Origin of the sequence: Methylobacterium terrae (genome assembly GCF_003173755.1) — a bacterium.
GTDB classification, from domain to species: Bacteria; Pseudomonadota; Alphaproteobacteria; order Rhizobiales; family Beijerinckiaceae; genus Methylobacterium; species Methylobacterium terrae.
Map to the genome: position 1 here is coordinate 2,359,033 of NZ_CP029553.1, position 19,004 is coordinate 2,378,036.

At 71.1% G+C, this 19,004-nt stretch carries 20 protein-coding genes and 1 pseudogene; 10 read left to right on the plus strand and 11 right to left on the minus strand.

The window, feature by feature from the left end; all coding sequences use genetic code 11:
- The first annotated feature begins 52 nt into the window (after positions 1-52).
- The 4 genes from fba to DK419_RS10595 all read left to right on the plus strand — a co-directional run bounded on the left by fba (position 53) and on the right by DK419_RS10595 (position 4,623).
- The gene (fba, locus tag DK419_RS10580) at positions 53-1,138 is read left to right on the plus strand and encodes a class II fructose-bisphosphate aldolase (protein ID WP_109959042.1); all 1,086 of its coding nucleotides are present in this window, start codon (positions 53-55) and stop codon (positions 1,136-1,138) included.
- A gap of 146 nt (positions 1,139-1,284) precedes the next feature.
- Entirely contained in the window at positions 1,285-1,998 is a 714-nt protein-coding gene (locus tag DK419_RS10585; RefSeq protein WP_109959043.1) for a thiamine phosphate synthase, read from the plus strand.
- 2 nt (positions 1,999-2,000) lie between these two features.
- Positions 2,001-3,041: a tetratricopeptide repeat protein gene (locus DK419_RS10590; protein ID WP_109959044.1), complete on the plus strand. Its 1,041-nt coding sequence runs from the start codon at positions 2,001-2,003 to the stop codon at positions 3,039-3,041.
- A 160-nt stretch (positions 3,042-3,201) separates the two neighbouring features.
- The gene (locus tag DK419_RS10595) at positions 3,202-4,623 is read left to right on the plus strand and encodes a DUF2254 family protein (protein WP_162561190.1); all 1,422 of its coding nucleotides are present in this window, start codon (positions 3,202-3,204) and stop codon (positions 4,621-4,623) included.
- A gap of 40 nt (positions 4,624-4,663) precedes the next feature.
- Here the strand turns inward: DK419_RS10595 and DK419_RS10600 are convergent, their stop codons facing one another.
- The 4 genes from DK419_RS10600 to DK419_RS10615 form a co-directional block, all read right to left on the minus strand.
- A complete protein-coding gene (locus DK419_RS10600; RefSeq protein ID WP_109959046.1) occupies positions 4,664-4,894 on the minus strand; it encodes a hypothetical protein in 231 nt (76 codons plus the stop codon).
- 89 nt (positions 4,895-4,983) lie between these two features.
- Positions 4,984-5,253, minus strand: a complete 270-nt coding sequence (locus DK419_RS10605; RefSeq protein WP_109959047.1) for a hypothetical protein — start codon at positions 5,251-5,253, stop codon at positions 4,984-4,986.
- Between the two features lie 10 nt (positions 5,254-5,263).
- Complete coding sequence (locus tag DK419_RS10610) at positions 5,264-5,917, minus strand: acyl-homoserine-lactone synthase (RefSeq protein WP_109959048.1); 654 nt, start codon at positions 5,915-5,917, stop codon at positions 5,264-5,266.
- 112 nt (positions 5,918-6,029) lie between these two features.
- Complete coding sequence (locus tag DK419_RS10615; RefSeq protein WP_109959049.1) at positions 6,030-6,767, minus strand: helix-turn-helix transcriptional regulator; 738 nt, start codon at positions 6,765-6,767, stop codon at positions 6,030-6,032.
- A 210-nt stretch (positions 6,768-6,977) separates the two neighbouring features.
- On the opposite strand from DK419_RS10615, the gene purS reads away from it, so the two are divergent.
- A complete protein-coding gene (purS, locus tag DK419_RS10620) occupies positions 6,978-7,220 on the plus strand; it encodes a phosphoribosylformylglycinamidine synthase subunit PurS (protein WP_109959050.1) in 243 nt (80 codons plus the stop codon).
- Positions 7,217-7,902: pseudogene (purQ, locus tag DK419_RS10625) on the plus strand (phosphoribosylformylglycinamidine synthase subunit PurQ). The gene purS and the pseudogene purQ overlap by 4 nt, the downstream one beginning before the upstream one ends.
- Positions 7,903-7,967: 65 nt before the next feature.
- On the opposite strand, the gene DK419_RS10630 reads toward purQ, so the two are convergent.
- Positions 7,968-8,513, minus strand: a complete 546-nt coding sequence (locus tag DK419_RS10630) for an adenine phosphoribosyltransferase (protein WP_109959051.1) — start codon at positions 8,511-8,513, stop codon at positions 7,968-7,970.
- Between the two features lie 77 nt (positions 8,514-8,590).
- Positions 8,591-9,385 carry an inositol monophosphatase family protein gene (locus tag DK419_RS10635; protein ID WP_109959052.1) on the minus strand — a complete coding sequence of 265 codons (795 nt, stop codon included), beginning with the start codon at positions 9,383-9,385 and terminating at the stop codon, positions 8,591-8,593.
- Between the two features lie 299 nt (positions 9,386-9,684).
- Between DK419_RS10635 and DK419_RS10640 the strand changes: the two genes are divergently transcribed.
- On the plus strand, positions 9,685-11,007 hold the full coding sequence (locus DK419_RS10640; protein ID WP_109959053.1) for an NRAMP family divalent metal transporter: 1,323 nt from the start codon (positions 9,685-9,687) through the stop codon (positions 11,005-11,007).
- Here DK419_RS10640 and DK419_RS10645 read toward each other — a convergent pair.
- The gene (locus DK419_RS10645; protein ID WP_109962238.1) at positions 10,997-11,590 is read right to left on the minus strand and encodes a CatB-related O-acetyltransferase; all 594 of its coding nucleotides are present in this window, start codon (positions 11,588-11,590) and stop codon (positions 10,997-10,999) included. The two genes, DK419_RS10640 and DK419_RS10645, sit on opposite strands and share 11 nt — an antisense overlap.
- Before the next feature lie 84 nt (positions 11,591-11,674).
- Here DK419_RS10645 and DK419_RS10650 point away from each other — a divergent pair, with 84 nt between their 5' ends.
- The gene (locus DK419_RS10650; RefSeq protein WP_109959054.1) at positions 11,675-14,014 is read left to right on the plus strand and encodes an NADP-dependent malic enzyme; all 2,340 of its coding nucleotides are present in this window, start codon (positions 11,675-11,677) and stop codon (positions 14,012-14,014) included.
- A 453-nt stretch (positions 14,015-14,467) separates the two neighbouring features.
- Positions 14,468-15,277 (plus strand): GGDEF domain-containing protein, encoded by an 810-nt coding sequence (locus DK419_RS10655; RefSeq protein WP_162561191.1) that lies wholly within the window; start codon positions 14,468-14,470, stop codon positions 15,275-15,277.
- 277 nt (positions 15,278-15,554) lie between these two features.
- Here the strand turns inward: DK419_RS10655 and DK419_RS10660 are convergent, their stop codons facing one another.
- The 4 genes from DK419_RS10660 to DK419_RS10675 form a co-directional block, all read right to left on the minus strand.
- Positions 15,555-16,361, minus strand: a complete 807-nt coding sequence (locus DK419_RS10660) for an LptA/OstA family protein (RefSeq protein ID WP_109959056.1) — start codon at positions 16,359-16,361, stop codon at positions 15,555-15,557.
- A gap of 4 nt (positions 16,362-16,365) precedes the next feature.
- Positions 16,366-17,115 carry an LPS export ABC transporter periplasmic protein LptC gene (lptC, locus tag DK419_RS10665; RefSeq protein WP_109959057.1) on the minus strand — a complete coding sequence of 250 codons (750 nt, stop codon included), beginning with the start codon at positions 17,113-17,115 and terminating at the stop codon, positions 16,366-16,368.
- Positions 17,116-17,276: 161 nt separating this feature from the next.
- Positions 17,277-17,891, minus strand: a complete 615-nt coding sequence (locus DK419_RS10670; RefSeq protein WP_109959058.1) for a ribonuclease D — start codon at positions 17,889-17,891, stop codon at positions 17,277-17,279.
- Positions 17,892-18,011: 120 nt separating this feature from the next.
- Positions 18,012-18,449 carry a ComEA family DNA-binding protein gene (locus tag DK419_RS10675; RefSeq protein WP_109959059.1) on the minus strand — a complete coding sequence of 146 codons (438 nt, stop codon included), beginning with the start codon at positions 18,447-18,449 and terminating at the stop codon, positions 18,012-18,014.
- Between the two features lie 274 nt (positions 18,450-18,723).
- Here DK419_RS10675 and rpmF point away from each other — a divergent pair, with 274 nt between their 5' ends.
- Positions 18,724-18,909, plus strand: a complete 186-nt coding sequence (gene rpmF, locus DK419_RS10680; RefSeq protein ID WP_048425702.1) for a 50S ribosomal protein L32 — start codon at positions 18,724-18,726, stop codon at positions 18,907-18,909.
- The last annotated feature ends 95 nt before the right edge of the window (positions 18,910-19,004 follow it).

Genomic DNA, 19,004 nt, shown 5'->3' on the forward strand with positions numbered 1-19,004 from the left:
CCGGCCCTTCCGCTATCATGCGGCAACACTGACGATCCCGGAGGATTTCGACATGGCGCGCATCACGCTCAGGCAGCTCCTCGACCACGCCGCCGAGCACGGCTACGGGGTGCCGGCCTTCAACATCAACAACATGGAACAGGGCCTCGCCATCATGGCGGCGGCCGACGCCACCGACTCGCCGGTGATCCTGCAGGCGAGCCGCGGCGCGCGCGCCTACGCCAACGACGTGGTGCTGGCCAAGCTGATCGACGGCCTCGTCGAGATCTATCCCCACATCCCGGTCTGCATGCACCTCGACCACGGGAACAACGAGGCGACCTGCGCCACCGCGATCCAGTACGGCTTCACCTCGGTGATGATGGACGGATCGCTTAAAAGCGACGGCAAGACCCCGGCAGACTACACCTACAACGTCGAGATCACCCGCAAGGTGACCGAGATGGCGCACTGGGCCGGCTGCTCGGTCGAGGGCGAGCTCGGCGTGCTCGGCTCGCTCGAGAGCGGCGAGGGCGAGGCCGAGGACGGCCACGGCGCCGAGGGCGTCCTGTCGCACGACCAGCTCCTGACCGACCCGGCCGAGGCGGAAAAGTTCGTGGCGGCCACCAAGGTCGACGCGCTGGCCGTCGCCATGGGCACCTCGCACGGCGCCTACAAGTTCACCCGCAAGCCCGACGGCGCGGTGCTGGCGATGAACGTGATCGAGGAGATCCACCGCCGCCTGCCCAACACCCACCTGGTGATGCACGGCTCCTCGTCGGTCCCGCAGGACCTGCAGGACATCATCAACCAGTACGGCGGCGAGATGAAGCCGACCTGGGGCGTGCCGGTCGAGGAGATCCAGCGCGGCATCAAGCACGGCGTGCGCAAGATCAACATCGACACCGACAACCGGATGGCGATGACCGGCCAGATCCGCAAGATCCTGCAGGAGAACAAGGCCGAGTTCGACCCGCGCAAGTACCTGAAGCCGGCGATGGACGCGATGACGAAGCTGTGCAAGCAGCGCTTCGAGGAGTTCGGCACGGCCGGCCACGCCGGCAAGATCCGTCCGGTCGCCCTCTCCGAAATGGCCAAGCGCTACGCCGCCGGCAAGCTCGACCCGTCCTTCGCCCCGTCGAAGGCCGCCGCCGAGTAAGGCGGACCGGCGCGGAGACTCGTTTTCCGCGCCGCATTGCTGCCCATCATCCGATGCAGCAGGGCGGGCGGCCGAAGGGCCGTCCGCCTCGCACTTTTTTCGCCCGTGCGTTTCCCGCCCCGATACAGGCTCGCTCGAAGACCCCGATGGCCGAACCCCAGACCCGCCTGATCCTCCTCACGGCCCCCGAGGCCGGACCGGACCTCGGCCAGCGTCTCGCGCGCGCGGTCAAGGCCGGCGACGTCGCCGCGGTGATCCTGCGGCTGCCGCCCGGCGACGAGCGCGCGCTGGTCAACGCCGTCAAGGCGGTGGCGCCCGCGGTGCAGGAGGCCGGCGCAGCCCTGGTGCTCGCCGGGGGCGGCACCACCGACCTCGCCACCGTGGCCTCCCGCAGCGGCGCCGACGGCGTCCACGTGCCGGCGAATTACGGCGCGGAGGACGTCGCGGAGGCGGAGGCTCCCTCCGGGGCCGACGACGAGGAAGAGGACGAGGACGCGGGCGACAGCCCGCTGCGCTCCTTGCGCGAGCGCCTGCGCGACGGCCGCATCCTGGGTGTCGGGCGCCTGCGCACCAAGCACGCCGCCATGGAGGCCGGCGAGTCCGGCGCCGACTACGTCCTGTTCGGTGACGAGGCGAAGCTTCCCCACGACGACCTCGTGGCGCGGCTGACCTGGTGGGTCGAGATCTTCGAGACGCCCTGCATCGCGCTCGCCCGCGACCTCGCGGCGGTGCCCGATCTCGTCGCGACGGGGGCCGAGTTCATCGGCCTCGACCCCGCGCTCTGGGCGGGGGAGGGCGGCGAGGCCGCGGTGGCCGAGGCCCAGAGGATGATCCAGGACCGTCCGGCCGGGGAGGGGTGAGGATGCGCAAAGCCCGCCTCGCGATCCTGGCGCTCGCCGGAGCGTCGAGCCTCGCGGCCGGCCCGGTCTCGGCCAGATCCGCACCGGCGACCCCCGCGCCGGCGACGCCGATCACGCCCGCGCCGACCCTGCCGGGCGTCCAGACCTTCGGCGCGCCCAACAAGACCCTGCCGGGCGCCGCCTCGCTGCCGCCGGCGCCCTCCAAGGACCCGAACGCCGACCTCGCCTACGGGGCCTACCAGCGCGGCTTCTACGTCACGGCGTTCAAGGAGGCGACGAAGCGCCTCGAGACCAACAAGACCGATTTTCCCGCCATGACCCTGCTGGCGGAACTCTACAGCCAGGGCCTCGGCGTGCGCCAGGATCCCAAGAGGGCGGCCGAGTGGTACCGGCTGGCGGCCAATCTCGGCGATCCCCACGCCGCGGCGACCCTCGGCATGATGCAGATCGAAGGGCGGGGCGTGCCCAAGGACCAGGCGGCCGGTCGCGCCCTCCTGGAGAAGGCCGCCGCCCGGGCCGACGCCACCGCGAGCTACAATCTCGCCCTGATCCTGCTCGGCACCGGCGTGCCGACGGATCTCGCCCGGGCCGCCGACCTCCTGCGCCAGGCCGCCCACCAGGAGCTCGCCCCGGCCCAGCACGCGCTCGGCGTGCTCTACCTCCAGGGCCGCGGTCTGGCGAAGGACCCGGCCAAGGCGGCCGACTGGTTCCGCCGCGCGGCCGATAACGGCGACCTCGCCGGCGAGGTCGAGTACTCGATCCTCTTGTTCAACGGCGAGGGCGTCGCGAAGGACGAGGCCCGCGCCGCCCGCTACTTCCGCCACGCCGCCTTCCGGGGCAACGCGGTGGCGCAGAACCGCGTCGCCCGCCTCTACGCCAGCGGCCGCGGCGTCGCGAAGAACCTCGTCGAGGCCGCGGCCTGGGACATGGCCGCCCGGGCGCAGGGGCTCTCCGACGCCTGGCTGACCCAGGCGGTGGCCGGGCTCAGCCCGGATGAGAAGGCGCGGGCGGAGCGGCTGGCGGCGGACCGGGCGGGGCCGTGACGCGGCGCGGCTCGACGAGGAGGCCGTGCCGTCCATCCTCTCCGGACGCCCTTGCCTCTCCGGACGCTCTTGCCGCTTCGGACCTCCGTGCGCCCGCGCTCGGGACCGGGCCCGTCGGAGGGTGCCCCGCCCGTCGATCGACCGGTGGGGACCGCCGCGCATGAAGACCATCACGTCGATCCCGAACCGCCTCGTCAGCGCGATCAGGCGGTCGTTCCGGCAGTTCCTGTCGCTGCCGCTCGCGACGGTGGTCGGGTTCGTCGCCCTGAGCGCCCTGATCTACCGCGCGGACGGGGCCTGGTCCGGCGGCGGGTCGCCGGCCGGCTTCCGCTGGCTCGGCGCGCTGATGGGGGACCGTGCGGCCCTGGCGAGCCTGCTCGCGACCGTCGCGTCGAGCATCGTCACGGTCACCTCCATCACCTTCTCGCTCCTGCTCCTCGCCGTGCAACAGGGGGCGAGCGCCCTGACCGCGCAGGTCACCGACCAGTTCATGGCGCGTAGGACCAACCAGTTCTACTTCGGCTATTTCGTCGGCCTCTCGGTCTTCGTGCTGATCACCCTCGTCACCAATACGGATTTCCATCGGCCGGTCTTCGCGGCGACGCTCAGCCTGGCGCTCACGACCCTGGCCCTCTGCCTGATCATCGTGATGATCTACAACACGATCGACCAGATGCGTCCGGAGCAGATCATCCAGTTCATCCACGACAGGGTGCTGGAGGCCCGCGGCGCGGATCTCGGCTTGGTGGCGGCGACACGGCGGGAGACGCGGCCCGGCTGGATCGACCACGCGCCGGTCCGCTCGCGGGAGAGCGGATACGTCGTCGGCCTCGATCTTGCCCGCCTCGCCGGGGCCTTGGAGCGGCACGGGCGGGGCGACGTCGAGATCGAGGTTCTCCTCACGCTCGGGACGTACCGCGCCGTGGGCGATCCGGTGTTCCGGGTGCGGTCCAGGCCCGGCGCGGTCCTGACCGAGGCGGCATGCGCGCGCATCGCTGGCGCGGCTCTGGCGGCCTTCGCCTACGACGACGGACGCGATCTCCAGAACAATCCGGCTTACGGCCTGCACCAGCTCTCGACCATCGCCTGGACCTCGGTCTCGACCTCGAAGTCCAACCCCAATCCCGGCCTGGCGGTCATCCAGGCCCTGCGGGACATCATCGCGCAGTGGAGCCTGGACGAGGTCGAGGTCCGGGGCGATGCCGAATCCTGCATCGTCTACCGGGATGCGGCGCCGACCCTCGCGACCGACGTGCTGGAGGCCGTGATCGTGGTCGCGTCGGAATCGATCCAGTCCCAGACCCTGGCCGGGGCGGTCGAGACGCTCGCGCTCCTCCTGCGCCACGTCGAGAGGCCGACGGCGGAGAGGCTGGCCGACGTCGCGAACCGCACGCTGTCGAGCCTCGGCGAGCACGTTCTGACCCGGCAGCTCGAAGCCGCCCTCGCGGACCTGGTGCCGGCCCTGCGCGACCGAGGCTTCGTCGCCGTCGCCGATGCGGTGTCCGAAGCGTCGGCCGCGCTCGCGGCCAGCCTGGGGAAGCTGAACTCGCGCTCGACCCGGGTGCCCGGAGCGGGGGCGTAGCCGAAAGATCGAGGCGGGCGACCGCCCGCCCCACATCCCATCAGGACGACATCGTGCGCTCGGCCTCGCCGTCCTCGCCGAAGCCGAGCTCGTCGAACACCGCCGCGGCGGCGCGGATCATCGCCTGCACGGAGGGCAGGTCGCGGATCTGCGGGCTCGCGCTGTGCTGCAGGTCGAGGATGCCGGCAGCCAGCCGCAGGGCTTGGATCTCGGCCCGGGCGGCCTGGGAGAGGTCGGACGACGACTGGGGATTGTGGAAAGCGGGCGCCATGGTGCGTGCCTGGTGGGATGCGGAATGGGTTCGGGCAGGGGCCGGCGCGCCTCCGGCGCGGGACCGAACGGATCGGGATGCGCCGGGGATCACGACCAATGCCCTTCATCGGCGGCATTGATGCCGGTGGGCGGGTAGGTGCGCCCGACATGGCCCAGCGCGAGCCGGATCAGGTCGAGGGCGACCGGGTCCTCGCACGCCGCCGCGTGGCGGTAGGCCTCGATCAGGTGCTCGGCCAGGCAATCGGCCGGTGCGCGCGTCCCCGACGGCCGCAGGTGGCGGGAGCCTTGGCGGGCCACCTGGCGGGCCGCCTGGCGGGCGATCGGGGCGAAGGGGCGAATGTCGTCGTGCTGCGCCATCGCTGCGGCCTCAGGCTGTCAGGTCGCGACCGGACCGGGCGCGGTCCGATGGGCGGGGGCGGGCGAGGACGGAGGCGACGATGCCGTAGGCCGCGCGGGTCTCAGCCAGCGCCTCCTCGGTCGCCGCGACCGTGACGGCGCAGAGCGAGACGCCGGCGTAGTCGACCGGCAGGCCCAGCGGCCGCGGGCGCCACCCGAACTCCGCCATCTGGGGGATCCAGTAGGTCTCGGCGACGAGGTTGAGGTGCGGGATGCCCTGATCGAGGCAGTGCTCGATCAGGCCCGCCGCCACGATCCCGGCCGCCCGCGACATCGGCCGCTCCTCGCGGTAGCGCGCGGAGGCGAAGAACCGGGTGCATTCCCAGGCACCGGGCCCGCGCGAGAAGCCGCGGATGTCGGCGAGGTGGGGGAAGATCTCGCTCAGGAGCGTCGGCCGGTCGGAGGGCAGGAGCCGGGTGCCGCCCGCCACGCGCCCGTCGCCGTCGATCGCCAGGAGGTAGCGCGTCGCCTCGGTGTCGAACCGGTCGCGCCCGGCGGCGTCGACGGCCCGCAGCGCCCGGCAGCGGCACGCCTCGTAGGCGTCGCGCCGCAGGGCGTGATGCTGCGCCAGCGCGTCCGCGTAGGCGCCACGGCTCGCCCGGTCGATGACGTGGAGGCGGATCATGCGCTGACGTCCCTCGGTCCGGCCTCATAAGGCCCGATGAGGGAGCGTCCCGGTATCCCCGAAAACCGGTAGGGCGAAGGAGACTTTCGGGCGGTCCGGGCTGGAGTCGGTGCTAGAGGGTGATCTCGCGCAGGCGCAGGGCCTCGATCACCGTATGGGTGGTGTTGCGGGTGCCGATCTTGGTGCGGGCGTTGCGCAGGTGGGTCGCGACGGTCTCGACCGAGACGCCGAGGAGGTCGGCGGTCTCCTCGCGGGTGCGGCCCTGCGCGGCGAAGGACAGCACGTCCCGCTCGCGCCCGCTCAGGAGACGGCCGGCCGGCTTGCGCCGCTGCACGGTGGTGCGGGCCGCCGCCGACCAGGCGTAGAGCCCGAGCAGGTGGACGGCGCGGCGCACCCGGGGCGGCAGCTCGACCCGCTCCCCGGCCATCGAGATCCCGCCCTGGAAGCCCTGGGCGTCGTGGATCGGCACGCAGTAGCCCGCGCCCATGCCGTGCTCGCGCGCCTCCTCCATCACCCGGCGGGCCCGGGGGTCTGCGTCGAGCGCGTCCGGCACCTCGTTCCACGCGAAGGGCTCGGTGGTGCGCAGGCAGTGCCGCACCACCGGGTCGTGGCGGTAATGGCCGACCCGGTCGTAATGCGACAGCCACCCCTCCGGCCAGACGCTGAGCAGCAGGTTGGGGCCGATCCGCTCGCCCGGCTGCGGCAACCGGGTGATCGCGAAGTAGGAGAATCCGCAGCGCGCCACGAGCTCGAAGATCGTCTTCTGCACGTCGAGCGGGTCCGAGAGGCCGTCGAGGCCGTCGATCAGGTCGAATGCTTGACGAATGAACGCGTCATCGGCGTCCGACATGACCCACCCCTGAACCCGACGCCACCCTCGCGCGAAGCGAGCCCGCCCCTGTCGCCATGGCCGCCGGCCCGTACGAGTATTAGAATCCCGCCGGCAAAGATCAATGCGGCCGGCGCGCTCCCCCGCCAGAGGCGCCCCCGGCGTTGCCTCAAGGCCCGTTCCGCACTATCGGGTGCCTGAACAAGCCCTCCGCTGCCGAAGGTCTGGCCGATGAAAGCGCGCGTCACCGTCACCCTGAAGACCGGCGTCCTCGACCCTCAGGGCAAGGCGATCGAGGGCGCGCTGCGCTCGCTCGGAATCTCCGGCATCGCCGGCGTGCGCCAGGGCAAGTTCTTCGAGGTCGAGGTCGACGCCGCCGACGAGGCGTCCGCCGAGGCGACCGTGAAGGCCGCCTGCGACCGGCTGCTCGCCAACACCGTGGTCGAGAACTACCGCGTCGAGATCGCCCGATGAAGGCCGCGATCGTCGTCTTCCCGGGCTCGAACCGCGACGCCGACGTCGCCCGGGCCCTGCGGCTCGCCGGCGCCGAGGTGACCCCGGTGTGGCACACCGAGACCGAACTCCCCGCCGGCACCGACCTCGCGGTCCTGCCCGGGGGCTTCTCCTACGGCGACTACCTGCGCTGCGGCGCCATCGCGGGCCGGGCCCACGCCATGGACGCGGTGCGGGCGCACGCCGCCGGGGCGGCCTGGTGCTCGGCATCTGCAACGGCTTCCAGATCCTGTGCGAGTCCGGCCTCCTGCCGGGCGTGCTGATGCGCAACGTCAACCGCCGCTTCCTCTGCCACCGGCAGACCCTGCGGGTCGAGCGCGCCGACACCGCCTTCACCCGGGCCTACGCGCAGCACCAGGTGATCGACGTCTGCATCGCCCACGGCGAGGGCAACTACTTCGCCGATCCCGAGACGCTCGCGCGGATCGAGGGCGAGGGCCGGGTGGCGTTCCGCTACTGCGACGCGGCCGGGGGGCTCACGGTCGATGCCAACCGCAACGGCTCGCTCAACGCGATCGCCGGCATCTACTCCGAGGCCCGCAACGTGCTCGGGCTGATGCCGCACCCGGAGAACTTCGTGGAAGGCCTCGTCGGCGGCACCGACGGGCGCGGGCTGTTCGAGAGCCTGGCCAAGGCGGCCTGAGGAGGGCCGCCCCAAGCATCGCGAGATCTCGGGAGGCGGGCCCGCAAGGCCCGCCTTCTCTTCGTTCAATGCCCCTCGAACTCGATCAGGGTGCGTACCGGCAGGTCGAGGGCGCGCAGGCGGTCGGCGCCGCCGAGCTCCGGCAGGTCGATGACGAAGCAGGCCGCCACCACCTCGGCGCCGATCCGGCGCAGCAGTTCCACCGCCGCCGTGGCGGTGCCGCCGGTGGCGATCAGGTCGTCGACGAGGATCACCCGGTCGCCGGGCTTCACCGCGTCGGAATGGATCTCCATCTCGTCGGTACCATACTCGAGCGCGTAGGCGATCGAGACCGTCGTGTGGGGCAGCTTGCCCTTCTTGCGGATCGGCACGAAGCCCGACGAGAGCTGGTGGGCGACCGCGCCGCCGAGGATGAAGCCCCGCGCCTCGATGCCGGCGACCTGGTCGATCCGGCCGCCCGCGAAGGGATGCACCAGTTCGTCCACGGCGCGCCGGAAGGCGCGGGCGTCGCCGAGCAGGGTGGTGATGTCGCGAAACACGATGCCGGGCTTCGGATAGTCCGGGATCGAGCGGATCGCGTCCTTGAGGGCGGACAGGGTGCGCGGGTCCATGCGGGGGCCTTCGGGGTTCGGGAAATCGGCGGGGCGGAAGGCCCGGGCCGGCCGGTGACCGGACCGGGCGGGCGCGGTCAGCCGCCGACCTTGCGCAGGATGGCGACCAGCTCGCGCTGCAGCACCTCGTTGCCGCAGGCGACCGAGCGGGCGGCCATCGGATCGGCGCCGCCGTCGGCGCTGCTGGCGAAGCCCCCAGCCTCGCGCACCAGGAGCAGGCCCGCGGCCATGTCCCAGGTCTGGAGGTCGCGCTCCCAGTACAGGTCGGCGCGGCCGCAGGCGACCGCCGCGAGGTCGAGCGCCGCCGAGCCGGTCTGGCGCACGCCGCCGGTCACCGCCATCACGGCGGCCAGCTCCTTGAGCAGGCGCGGATGGCTGCCGCGGCCGAGATAGGGCGAGCCGTAGAGCGCCAGGCTGTCGGCGAGGTCCTGCCGGCCGGCGACCCGCAGGCGCTTGTTGTTGAGGAAGGCGCCCTTGCCGCGCTCGGCGAGGTACAGCTCGTCCTTGATCGGCTCGTAGATCACCGCCGCGACGATCGTGCCCTCGCGCTCGAGGCCGACCGAGATGCAGAAATGCGGCACGCCGTGCAGGAAGTTGGTGGTCCCGTCGAGGGGATCGACGTGCCAGGTATGAGTTTTGTCCTGGCCCTCGATGATCCCGCTCTCCTCCATGACGAGGCCGTAGCCCGGCCGCGCCTTCATCAGGGCCTCGCGCAGGGTCGCCTCGGCCTTGCGGTCGGCCGCGGTGACGAAGTCGCCCGGTCCCTTGCGCGAGACCTGCAGGTTCTCGATCTCGCCGAAGTCGCGCTTGAGCCCGCGCGCCGCCTTGCGCACGGCGTCGACCATCACGGTCATCAGGGGGGAGACGATCATCGGGCAGCGGCTCCCGGGTTGCAGGTCGGGGTCATGGTGGGTCCTGAAGTGGCGGGCGCGGGCGCCCAGCGGGACGGATTGAAACGGAAGAGCGGCCCATACCTCGCCGGCGCGGGCCGCGTCACTGGTGGTTGGCTCTAAGCCCCATCGCGCGGCGTGTCACATCGGTTCGGGCAAGAAAATGCGTCCGCGGGCCGGATCGGGGCGGGCGAGGGGATGCGGAGAGCGACGGCGCGGCGGCGAACCCGTCCAGATGCGGCCGGTTGTGCTCTCGGCCCTGTGATATACTCCGAGGGAGCATGTTGGAGCTCGAGACCCCGATCCGCCCGCCCCCCGAGGACCGGCAGCCCCCGGAAACCGCCCCCGGCAAACGATCCGGCCTCCTGCGCCTCGTCGGCGGCGGGGTCATCACCGGGGCGGCGGACGACGACCCGTCGGCGATCGGCACCTATGCCGGCGCCGGGGCGAAGTTCGGCCTCGGCTTCCTATGGATCGCCCCGGTCCTGCTGCCGATGATGATGGTGGTGGTCTACGTCTCGGCGAAGCTCGGCCAGGTCTACGGCAAGGGCCTGTTCGCGGCGGTGCGCGACCGCTACCCGCGCCGGGTCCTCTACCCGGTCGTGCTCGGCGCCTTCCTGGGCAACGTCATCGAGGCGGCGGCCAATCTCGGCGGCATCGGCGCCGCCCTCGCCCTGCTGGTGCCGCTGCCGGTGCCGGTGATCGTCACCGCCGCTGCGGCGGTGATCCTGGCCTTCCAGATCCTCGGCTCCTACGCGCTCTTGCGCCGCCTGTTCCGCTGGCTGGCGCTGGCCTTGTTCGCCTACGTCGCCGCCGCGATCCTGGCCCGGCCCGACCCGGCGGAGGTCCTCACCCGCACCCTCGTGCCGAGCCTGACGCTGGACAGAGACGCGCTCATGATGATCGTCGCCTGCATCGGTACCTCGCTCTCGGCCTACATCTACACCTGGCAGTCGAACCAGGAGGTCGAGGAGGAGATCGGCCAGGGCCGCCACAGCTTACGCCAGCGCAAGGGCGCGACCGATTCCGAGCTGCGGCGCACCCGGCGCGAGGTGATCACCGGGATGCTGTTCTCGAACCTGATCCTCTACTTCATCATCCTGTCGACCGGCGCGACCCTGCACCCGGCCGGCCAGACCGCGATCGACAGCGCCGCCCAGGCGGCCTCCGCCCTCGAACCTCTGGCCGGCTCCGGTGCCAAGGTGCTGTTCGCGCTCGGCGTCGTCGGCGTCGGCTTCCTGGCGGTGCCGGTGATGACGACGGGGGCCGCCTACGACCTCGTGCAGGGCCTCGGCCGCGAGGGCAGCCTGCACGCGCGGCCCTCCGAGGCGAAGCTGTTCTACGGCACCATCGCGGCGGTGACCGCGGTGGCGGTGGGCCTCAATTTCCTCGGCTTCAACCCGATGCGGGCGCTGGTCTGGTCCGGGGTGGTGCAGGGCTTCTCGGTGCCGCCGCTGCTCCTGCTGATGATGCTGATGACGAACGACCGCCGGATGATGGGCGAGCGGGTCAACGGCCGGCTGGTCAATGTTTTCGGCTGGGCGACGGTGGCAGTCACCTTCGCGGCGACCGCCTGCCTCGTCGGCAGCTGGATCATCGCCTGAGTTCACCGATGAGCGCCGCGGCGTCGCCGCCCTGGAGCAGCGGCACCAGGGCCCGCACCCGCTCCGGCGGCAGATCCCACCAGGCGGTCTCGACGAGGCCTGCGACCGTCTCCGGCGGGAAGCGGTGCCGGGTCACCCGGGCCGGGTTGCCGGCGACGATGGCGTAGGCCGGCACGTCGCGGGTCACCACCGCGCGGGCCGCCACCACGGCGCCGGGACCGATGGTCACCCCCGACAGGACCAGGCAGCCCGATCCCAGCCACACGTCGGCGCCGATCGCCACGTCGCCGCGGGAGGCATGGTACCCCTCCGGCGCGTCGAGGTCCGGCCAGAGGCCCTTCATCGCGGCGAACGGGTAGGTCGAGACCCAGTCGGTGCGGTGGTTGCCGCCGAGCAGGATCTCGACCTTGTCGGCGATCGAGCAGTACGGGCCGATCGCAAGTTTCGCCCCGGATTCCGGGAAGCGGATTTTCGGCCTGCCGTAGGAGTACGGCCCGATCCGGAAGCCGTAGCGGGATACGAGCTTGGCGAGGTGCAGGCGGGTCTCGTTGTGAGGGTTGCGCCCCTGCCGCAGGCGGTGCAGGAAACCCTTCACCCGCGGGCTCCTTGGCGAGTCGCGGAGGGGATGGCGGGCCCGATCTTTCGGGCAATCCGGGGAGACAGCGCGGTGAGCAGCAACATTTCGGACGATCTGAAGAGCGGCGCGCTGTTCTACCACCGTCATCCGAGGCCCGGGAAGCTGGAGATCCAGCCGACGAAGCCGCTCGGCAACCAGCGCGACCTCGCGCTCGCCTACTCCCCCGGCGTCGCCGCCGCCTGCGAGGCGATCGCCGCCGATCCCGAGGAGGCCGCGACCCTGACGGCGCGCCAGAACCTCGTCGCGGTGGTGTCGAACGGCACCGCGGTGCTCGGCCTCGGCGATATCGGCCCGCTCGCCTCCAAGCCCGTGATGGAGGGCAAGGCGGTCCTGTTCAAGAAGTTCGCCGGCATCGACGTCTTCGACATCGAGCTCGCCGAGAAGAACGTCGACAAGCTCGTCGACGTGGTGGCGGCCCTGGAGCCGACCTTCGGCGGCATCAACCTCGAGGACATCAAGGCGCCGGAGTGCTTCGAGGTCGAGGAGCGCTGCCGGGCCCGGATGAACATCCCGGTCTTCCACGACGACCAGCACGGCACGGCGATCATCGTCGCGGCCGCCGTCCTCAACGGCCTCGAATTCGCCGGCAAGGCCATCGCCGACGTCAAGATCGTCACCTCGGGCGCGGGTGCGGCGGCGCTCGCCTGCCTCAACCAGCTCGTCTCGCTCGGCGCGCGGCGCGAGAACATCTTCGTCACCGACATCGAGGGTGTGGTCTATACGGGCCGTGACAAGCTCATGGACCGCTGGAAGGCGGCCTACGCCCAGGACACCCAGGCCCGCACGCTCGCCGAGGTGATCCCCGGCGCCGACGTGTTCCTCGGCCTCTCGGCCGGCGGCGTGCTGAAGCCCGAGATGCTCGAGCGGATGGCCGAGAAGCCGCTGATCATGGCGCTCGCCAACCCCTATCCGGAGATCATGCCGAACCTCGCCGAGGAGAAGCGGCCGGACGCGATGATCTGCACCGGGCGGTCGGACTTCCCGAACCAGGTCAACAACGTCCTGTGCTTCCCCTACATCTTCCGGGGCGCGCTCGACGTCGGGGCGACCACGATCAACGAGGAGATGAAGGCGGCGGCCGTGAAGGCGATCGCCGGGCTCGCCCGCGAGACCCCGTCCGACGTCGTCGCCCGCGCCTATGGCGGCGAGGCGCGGCCCTTCGGTCCGCACTCCCTGATCCCGAGCCCGTTCGACCCGCGCCTGATCCTGCGCATCGCGCCCGCCGTCGCGAAGGCCGCGATGGATTCCGGCGTCGCCAAGCGCCCGCTGCCGGACGTGCAGGCCTACGCCGAGTCCCTCGACCGGTTCGTGCACCGCTCCGGCTTCATCATGAAGCCGGTCTTCACCAAGGCCAAGGAGGATCCGCGCCGGGTCGTCTACGCCGAGGGCGAGGACGAGCGGGTGCTGCGCGCCGTCCAGGCGATCGTCGAGGAGGGGCTGGCCAAGCCCATCCTGATCGGCCGGCCGAGCGTGATCGAGACCCGCCTGAAGCGCTTCGGCCTCGCGATCCAGCCGGGCCGCGACTTCGAGCTGATCAATCCCGACGACGATCCGCGCTACCGCACCTACGTCCAGACCTACATGGACCTCGCCGGCCGCCGCGGCATCACGCCGGACGCCGCGCGGACGCTCGTGCGCACCAACAACGCGGTGATCGGCGCGCTCGCCGTCCGCCGCGGCGAGGCCGACGCGCTGATCTGCGGCCTCGAAGGCCGCTTCGAGAGCAAGCTGCGGGTGATCCGCGACATCATCGGGCTCGCGCCGGGCGCCCGCGACTTCGCGGCGCTCAGCCTCATCGTCACCTCGAAGGGCGCCTACTTCCTCGCCGACACCCACGTCCGGCCCGATCCGAGCGCCGAGGAGATCGCCGACGTCGCCATCGCCTGCGGCGACACCGCCCGCCGCTTCGGCCTGACGCCGAAGATCGCGCTCGTCAGCCACGCCGATTTCGGCTCGTTCGACACCGCGTCGGCCCGCAAGATGCGCCAGGCGCTCCACCTCGTGCGCGAGCGTGCCCCCGACCTCGAGGTCGACGGCGAGATGGCGGCCGACACCGCCCTGTCGCAGGCGATCCGCGACAAGGTGCTGCCGGGCTCGCGCCTCAAGGGCGAGGCCAACGTGCTGATCATGCCGAACCTGGATGCGGCGAACATCGCCTTCCAGTTCTCGAAGACGCTGGCCGACGCCCTGCCGGTGGGCCCGCTGCTGCTTGGGCCCGCGCAGCCCGCCCACATCCTCACCCCGTCGGTGACGGCGCGCGGCATCGTCAACATCACGGCCGCCGCCGTGGTCGAGGCGCAGGGCAGCGAAGGCGTGGCGGTCGAGGCCGACAGCACGGCGGAAGCGGGGACGCCGCTGACCTCGGCGTAGTGAAGGCAGAAGAGCCCGGCGACACGCTCGCCGGGCTCTTCTCCTCTCGCGAACCCCGTGTCCCAACCCGATCGGCTCGATCGAATGCAGGCCGACCGGGAGCGAAAATATGACGCAGGGTCATGTCCTCCGAACCGGCCATCCTGTCGCATAATTGGTTTATTTGCCGCCTTATCAGATCTAAACGCCGTTCTACGACGCAGAGGAATAGAAACGTTCATTGATGATTTTATCGAGCTTTTTATTATTTACGAAACACATGGACGTTCTCGTTCGCGGTACCAGCTTGAGCGGGATAGGAAATATTCATGTTTGCATGGCGATTTATCGTCGAGGCAAGATCGAGCGCCGACGAACGCCAACGCGACAGGGCCGCCCCACCACGGGAGCGGGGACAAGGCAGCCACTGCACGCAGCGCTCCCGGCCATCATCCAAACCGAGACGCGCGCCGCATGGACACCATCTACCTGATCTCCAAACTCATGGTGGGTGTCGTCGTCGCTCTGGCAATCGTGCCGCTCCGGGATGTCGCGCGCTTGGCAAACACCCCGGCGGTGAAGCGGGGCTGGCACGCCCTCAACGCGGGATGCGTGATCTGCATCGTCCTCCTGGTGATCCTCACCATGTCGATGCCGCCCAAGACGCTCGACCTCAACACCGTGGTCGAGCTCATCATGTACTTCGTCGGTGCCGCAGTCATCGCCGCCTTCGCCCACCTGGCGCGCCGGACGGGGCTGGACCTCATCCGGCTCGCGCCGTTCGAGGTGCAGGCCTTCACCGACGGGCTGACCGGGCTCGGCAATCGCCGCCTGTTCACGGAGCGCCTGGACGAGGAGATCGCGCGCGCCCGGGATACCGGCCTGCCCCTGTCCCTGATCGTGCTCGACATCGATCACTTCAAGCGGGTCAACGACACCTACGGGCACGCGATCGGGGATGTGGTGCTGAAGCACGTCGCGAACGCCGTGATGGCCGGAATGCGCAACGCCGACACGGTGTGCCGGATCGGCGGCGAGGAGATCGCGGCGATCATGCCGAGAATCGATCCCGCGCAGGCGGCGGCGATGGCCGACGCTCTGCGTGTCGCGATCGGTGCGACGGCCGTGCCGGTCGGCGACGGCCGCACCATCGCCGCGACCGTCAGCCTCGGCTTCGCCACGTGGAAGCCCGGGGAGGACGGCGACGACCTGTTCGGCCGCGCCGATGCCGCGCTCTACGCCGCGAAGCACGCCGGTCGCGACCGCATCAGTCTCGCGGCGTGACGGCACGCAGGAAGACATGCCGTCCTGGCACGACGGCGCGAAGTCCGGGGTCGGAGCGCGATCACGTGGTGGCGACAGCGACGCCCCTCCTCAGGGTATCTCCCTGAGCAAGGACGGTTTGCCGGAGCCGTGCCGGCTATCGGCAGCGTCCGGGCTCCACTCGCGCGGTCGCGGATTGGCGATGAGACGATCCAACCCTGCGAGGGGGCTGGAAGCGGGCTGCTTCGAGTGATCCGGTCGCGCCTCCCGGGGAAGATCCCGTCCCCCGGTTCCCGCCTCACCCCCGCGGCTTCGGCGCCGCCTTGCCCGCCTGCCCGGCCGGCTGCGAGCACCCCGCCTGCTTGCCCTTGGCGCTGTCGTCCTTGCCGCCCGGCACGAACATCGCGGAGACGCGCCCGCCGGCCACCGGGTCCATGTTCGCCCGGCCGGTATTCATGTCGTAGACGAGGCGCGAGCCGCGGGTGACGTTCTGGCACTGGCTCAGGACCACGTTGCCGGTCAGCACGACCCGGTTCGCCACCCGGTCGAACACGGCGTTGTCGCCGCTCGCCACCTGATCCTTGGAGACCACCGTGACCGGGCCGGCGCAGACCACCTGGCGGATCGCGCTGCCGTCGGTCGGGTCGGAGGACTTTTCGGATTTCGCCTCCGCCTTGGGCTCGGGCTTCGCCTCGACCTTCACGGCCTTCTCGACGGGTCTGGCCTCCGCCGGCTGGGCGATGGAGGCTTTCGCGTCGGGCTTCACCTCGGACGCCTTGGCCTCGGCTCCCTTCGCCTTCGCCTCTTTTTCCTTCCGCTGGTAGTGCACGGTCATGCTGGAGCAGCGGATGGTGCTCTCGCCCTGCACCGCCACGACGTTGCCGGCGAACACCGCCTTGTTCTCGCGGTCGAACACGTCGAGCCGGTCGGCGTCGATCTTGATCGGCTCCTTGCCGCCGCCGCTGCCGAAGGCGCCGAAGCCGGAGCCGGCTTCCTTCTTCTTGGCGGCGGGCGCCGCGGGCGTTTCCGCTCGCGGGCCGGAGGGGAAGGCGAGGGCCGCGAGGGTGAGGCAGCCGAGCGCCGCGAGGGCCGGGAGACGGGGCACGGGCTCAATCGTCCTTGATCTGGGCCTCGGTGGTCCGCAGCGGCGGATCCTGCTCCGAGGATTCCTGCGAGGGGGCGTGATTGGAGAAGACCGCCTTGACGTTGCCGACGAACGAGATGGTCTTGCCGTTCTCGGTCACGTCGAGGCCGTCGGCCTTGATCGAGCCGGTCGGCATCGTGACGGTGACCGCCTCGCGCGAGTGCATCGTGCCGGCCTTGAAGTCGACATGGGCCGAGGTGAGGCGCGCCTCCTGGCCCTTGTCGGTCCAGAGGCGGATGTGCTGGCTCAGCTCCAGCGCCTCCTTCTGGGTGTCGAAGATCCCGGCCGCCGCCTCGATATGGGCGAGCCCGCCCGATTCGTCGGTGGTGAGGCGCCCGAGCATGCTCTGCAGCTCGATGACGAAGGGCTTCCGCACGTCCTGCAGCGCGGCTTTCGCCGTGACGACGTAGGGCCGGTTGTCCTTCGAGCGGTAGCCCGAGAGGCGCGGGCTCTCCATCGTCACCTTCGAGCCGGACACGCCGATCGAGCCGAGGCTGACCGAGACGCCGAGATCGGCGAAGGGGTTGAGCCAGGTGCCGACCACGACGGCGAGCCCGGCAGCAGCAGCCCCGAGGGGAATCGCGCGCCGCAGCCAGCGCACCTGGGCGCTGTGCCGGCGCGCCCGGGCATGCGCGCGCAGCCGCCGGGGATCGAGGCCCGGGGACGGGATCGCGTCGAGCGAGGAAGCTTGCAGCAAGGTCGTGGCCACCTGCATCGTGTCGACATCCGACGCGGGACGCGCGGGACGTAAGCCCCCATGCCCCGACGCGGTGTCGAAGTTATGGCCGCCAGGTTAACAGAACGGCCAGGCTTCCGTCTCGCGCCAAGCTTCGCCTTGGAGCAGGCTCCGCCTTGGATCACGCTTCGCCTGGCGCCTCAGCTATGCGCGAAGATGTCGGTCTCGTCCCATTCGAGCAGGTCGAGGCGGGACCGCGTCGGCAGGAAGTCGAAGCAGGCCTGCGCCATCGCGCTGCGCTCCTCGCGGGCGAGCATCACGTCGAGCCGCTCGCGCAGGGCGTGGAGGTGGAGCACGTCGGAGGCCGCGTAGTCGATCTGCGCCTGGGTCAGGGTGTCGGCGCCCCAATCCGAGGATTGCTGCTGCTTCGACAGGTCGACGCCGACCAATTCGCGCACCAGGTCCTTCAGGCCGTGCCGGTCGGTGTAGGTGCGGGCGAGCCGCGAGGCGATCTTGGTGCAGTAGACCGGCCCCGGCATCACGCCGAGCCGATGGTAGAGCACCGCGAGGTCGAAGCGGGCGTAGTGGAAGATCTTGGTGACTGCCGGGTCGGCGAGCACGCGCTTGAGCACCACCGGCTCGGGGCCGACCCGCGGGATCTGCACCAGGTCGGCCTCGCCGTCGCCGCGGGAGATCTGCACCACGCAGAGCCGGTCGCGGTGGGGCTGGAGGCCGAGGGTCTCGGTGTCGATCGCGATGGCCGGGCCCGGAACGTAATCGTCGGGCAGGTCGCCGCGGTGCAGGCGGTGGGGCATGGAGGGGGTGTCCGGGGCAGCGTCGTCGTCGTGGCTGCCCCGGCGCCTACCATCACGCCCCCGGGCCGGCAAGAACGCCGGCAAGAACGCCCGCAAGGATGCGCCCGAGGAGGGATGCGGTCAGCTCTTCTGGCGGGCGATGACCTTGTCCTTGATGTCGTCGTAGACGTTCGACGGGACGATCTTCTTCGACAGCAGCTCGTCCTTGCCGCGATAGGGCCGGCCCTTGACGATCGCCTCCGAGCGCGCGGCGCCGATGCCTTTCAGGGTCTCGAGCTCCTGCTTCGAGGCGCTGTTGAGGTCGATGAGCGCGGGCTTGCCCGCGGGCGCCGCTTGCGCCGCGGGGGCGGCCTTCGGTGCCTCGGGCGCCTTCGGGGCGGTGGGAGCCGCGGGGGGAGGGGCCGTGGGCGCCGGGGCCGGCCGCGTCGTCGGGGTCGAGGTCGCGGGGGTCTGGGCCAGGGCGGGCGCCTGGATCAGGGCAGGGCTTGCGGCCAGAAGGCTTGCGCCGAGCAGGGCGGTCAGCGCCAGGGCGCGGGTCAGGCGGGGAAGACGGGTCATCGGGAAAGCTCCGATCGTGCCGCCCCCGGGCTCCCAGCGCTTTGGGTTTCCGGAGCGGCAGGGCCCATCATGCGACCTTCGCCGTTGAACGGCAGCTTAATGGGTGTATGACGGGCCGAGCGGTCTCGGGGGTCAGCGGGTTTTCTGGGCCTGTCCCCTAGCCAGGGCGGCGCGTCTCCTCTATAGACCCCGCTCCGATCAGGATCGCGACGCGCGCGGCGGCTCCACCGAGGGGCCCCTACGCGCCTGTTTTGTTGCACGGGAAGTAGTTCCAATGGCCGTTCCGAAGCGAAAGACCTCTCCGTCGCGGCGCGGCATGCGCCGCTCCGCCGACGCCCTCAAGGCCCCGACCTACGTCGAGGACAAGGATTCCGGCGAGCTGCGCCGCCCGCACCACATCGACCTGAAGACCGGCATGTATCGCGGTCGCCAGGTCCTGAAGGTCAAGTCCGACGCGTGATCCGGCGTGGCGGCGCATCCGCGCCGCCGATGACCGGCACGAGATGACGGCGCCCCTTCGCGGGCGCCGTTCTCGTATCGGGGCCGCCCCCGCCG

What these genes read in the sequence shown, in the direction of transcription:
- DK419_RS10630 (WP_109959051.1), bottom strand. Translation starts at nt 8,513, where the DNA reads ATGGACCCGCGCACCCTGTCCGCCCTCAAGGACGCGATCCGCTCGATC.
- DK419_RS10615 (WP_109959049.1), bottom strand. Translation starts at nt 6,767, where the DNA reads ATGTCGGACGCCGATGACGCGTTCATTCGTCAAGCATTCGACCTGATC.
- DK419_RS10640 (WP_109959053.1), top strand. Translation starts at nt 9,685, where the DNA reads ATGTTGGAGCTCGAGACCCCGATCCGCCCGCCCCCCGAGGACCGGCAG.
- DK419_RS10590 (WP_109959044.1), top strand. Translation starts at nt 2,001, where the DNA reads ATGCGCAAAGCCCGCCTCGCGATCCTGGCGCTCGCCGGAGCGTCGAGC.
- DK419_RS10675 (WP_109959059.1), bottom strand. Translation starts at nt 18,449, where the DNA reads ATGACCCGTCTTCCCCGCCTGACCCGCGCCCTGGCGCTGACCGCCCTG.
- DK419_RS10585 (WP_109959043.1), top strand. Translation starts at nt 1,285, where the DNA reads ATGGCCGAACCCCAGACCCGCCTGATCCTCCTCACGGCCCCCGAGGCC.
- DK419_RS10655 (WP_162561191.1), top strand. Translation starts at nt 14,468, where the DNA reads ATGGACACCATCTACCTGATCTCCAAACTCATGGTGGGTGTCGTCGTC.
- DK419_RS10670 (WP_109959058.1), bottom strand. Translation starts at nt 17,891, where the DNA reads ATGCCCCACCGCCTGCACCGCGGCGACCTGCCCGACGATTACGTTCCG.
- DK419_RS10635 (WP_109959052.1), bottom strand. Translation starts at nt 9,385, where the DNA reads ATGATCGTCTCCCCCCTGATGACCGTGATGGTCGACGCCGTGCGCAAG.
- DK419_RS10610 (WP_109959048.1), bottom strand. Translation starts at nt 5,917, where the DNA reads ATGATCCGCCTCCACGTCATCGACCGGGCGAGCCGTGGCGCCTACGCG.
- rpmF (WP_048425702.1), top strand. Translation starts at nt 18,724, where the DNA reads ATGGCCGTTCCGAAGCGAAAGACCTCTCCGTCGCGGCGCGGCATGCGC.
- DK419_RS10605 (WP_109959047.1), bottom strand. Translation starts at nt 5,253, where the DNA reads ATGGCGCAGCACGACGACATTCGCCCCTTCGCCCCGATCGCCCGCCAG.
- fba (WP_109959042.1), top strand. Translation starts at nt 53, where the DNA reads ATGGCGCGCATCACGCTCAGGCAGCTCCTCGACCACGCCGCCGAGCAC.
- lptC (WP_109959057.1), bottom strand. Translation starts at nt 17,115, where the DNA reads ATGCAGGTGGCCACGACCTTGCTGCAAGCTTCCTCGCTCGACGCGATC.
- DK419_RS10595 (WP_162561190.1), top strand. Translation starts at nt 3,202, where the DNA reads ATGAAGACCATCACGTCGATCCCGAACCGCCTCGTCAGCGCGATCAGG.
- DK419_RS10600 (WP_109959046.1), bottom strand. Translation starts at nt 4,894, where the DNA reads ATGGCGCCCGCTTTCCACAATCCCCAGTCGTCGTCCGACCTCTCCCAG.
- purS (WP_109959050.1), top strand. Translation starts at nt 6,978, where the DNA reads ATGAAAGCGCGCGTCACCGTCACCCTGAAGACCGGCGTCCTCGACCCT.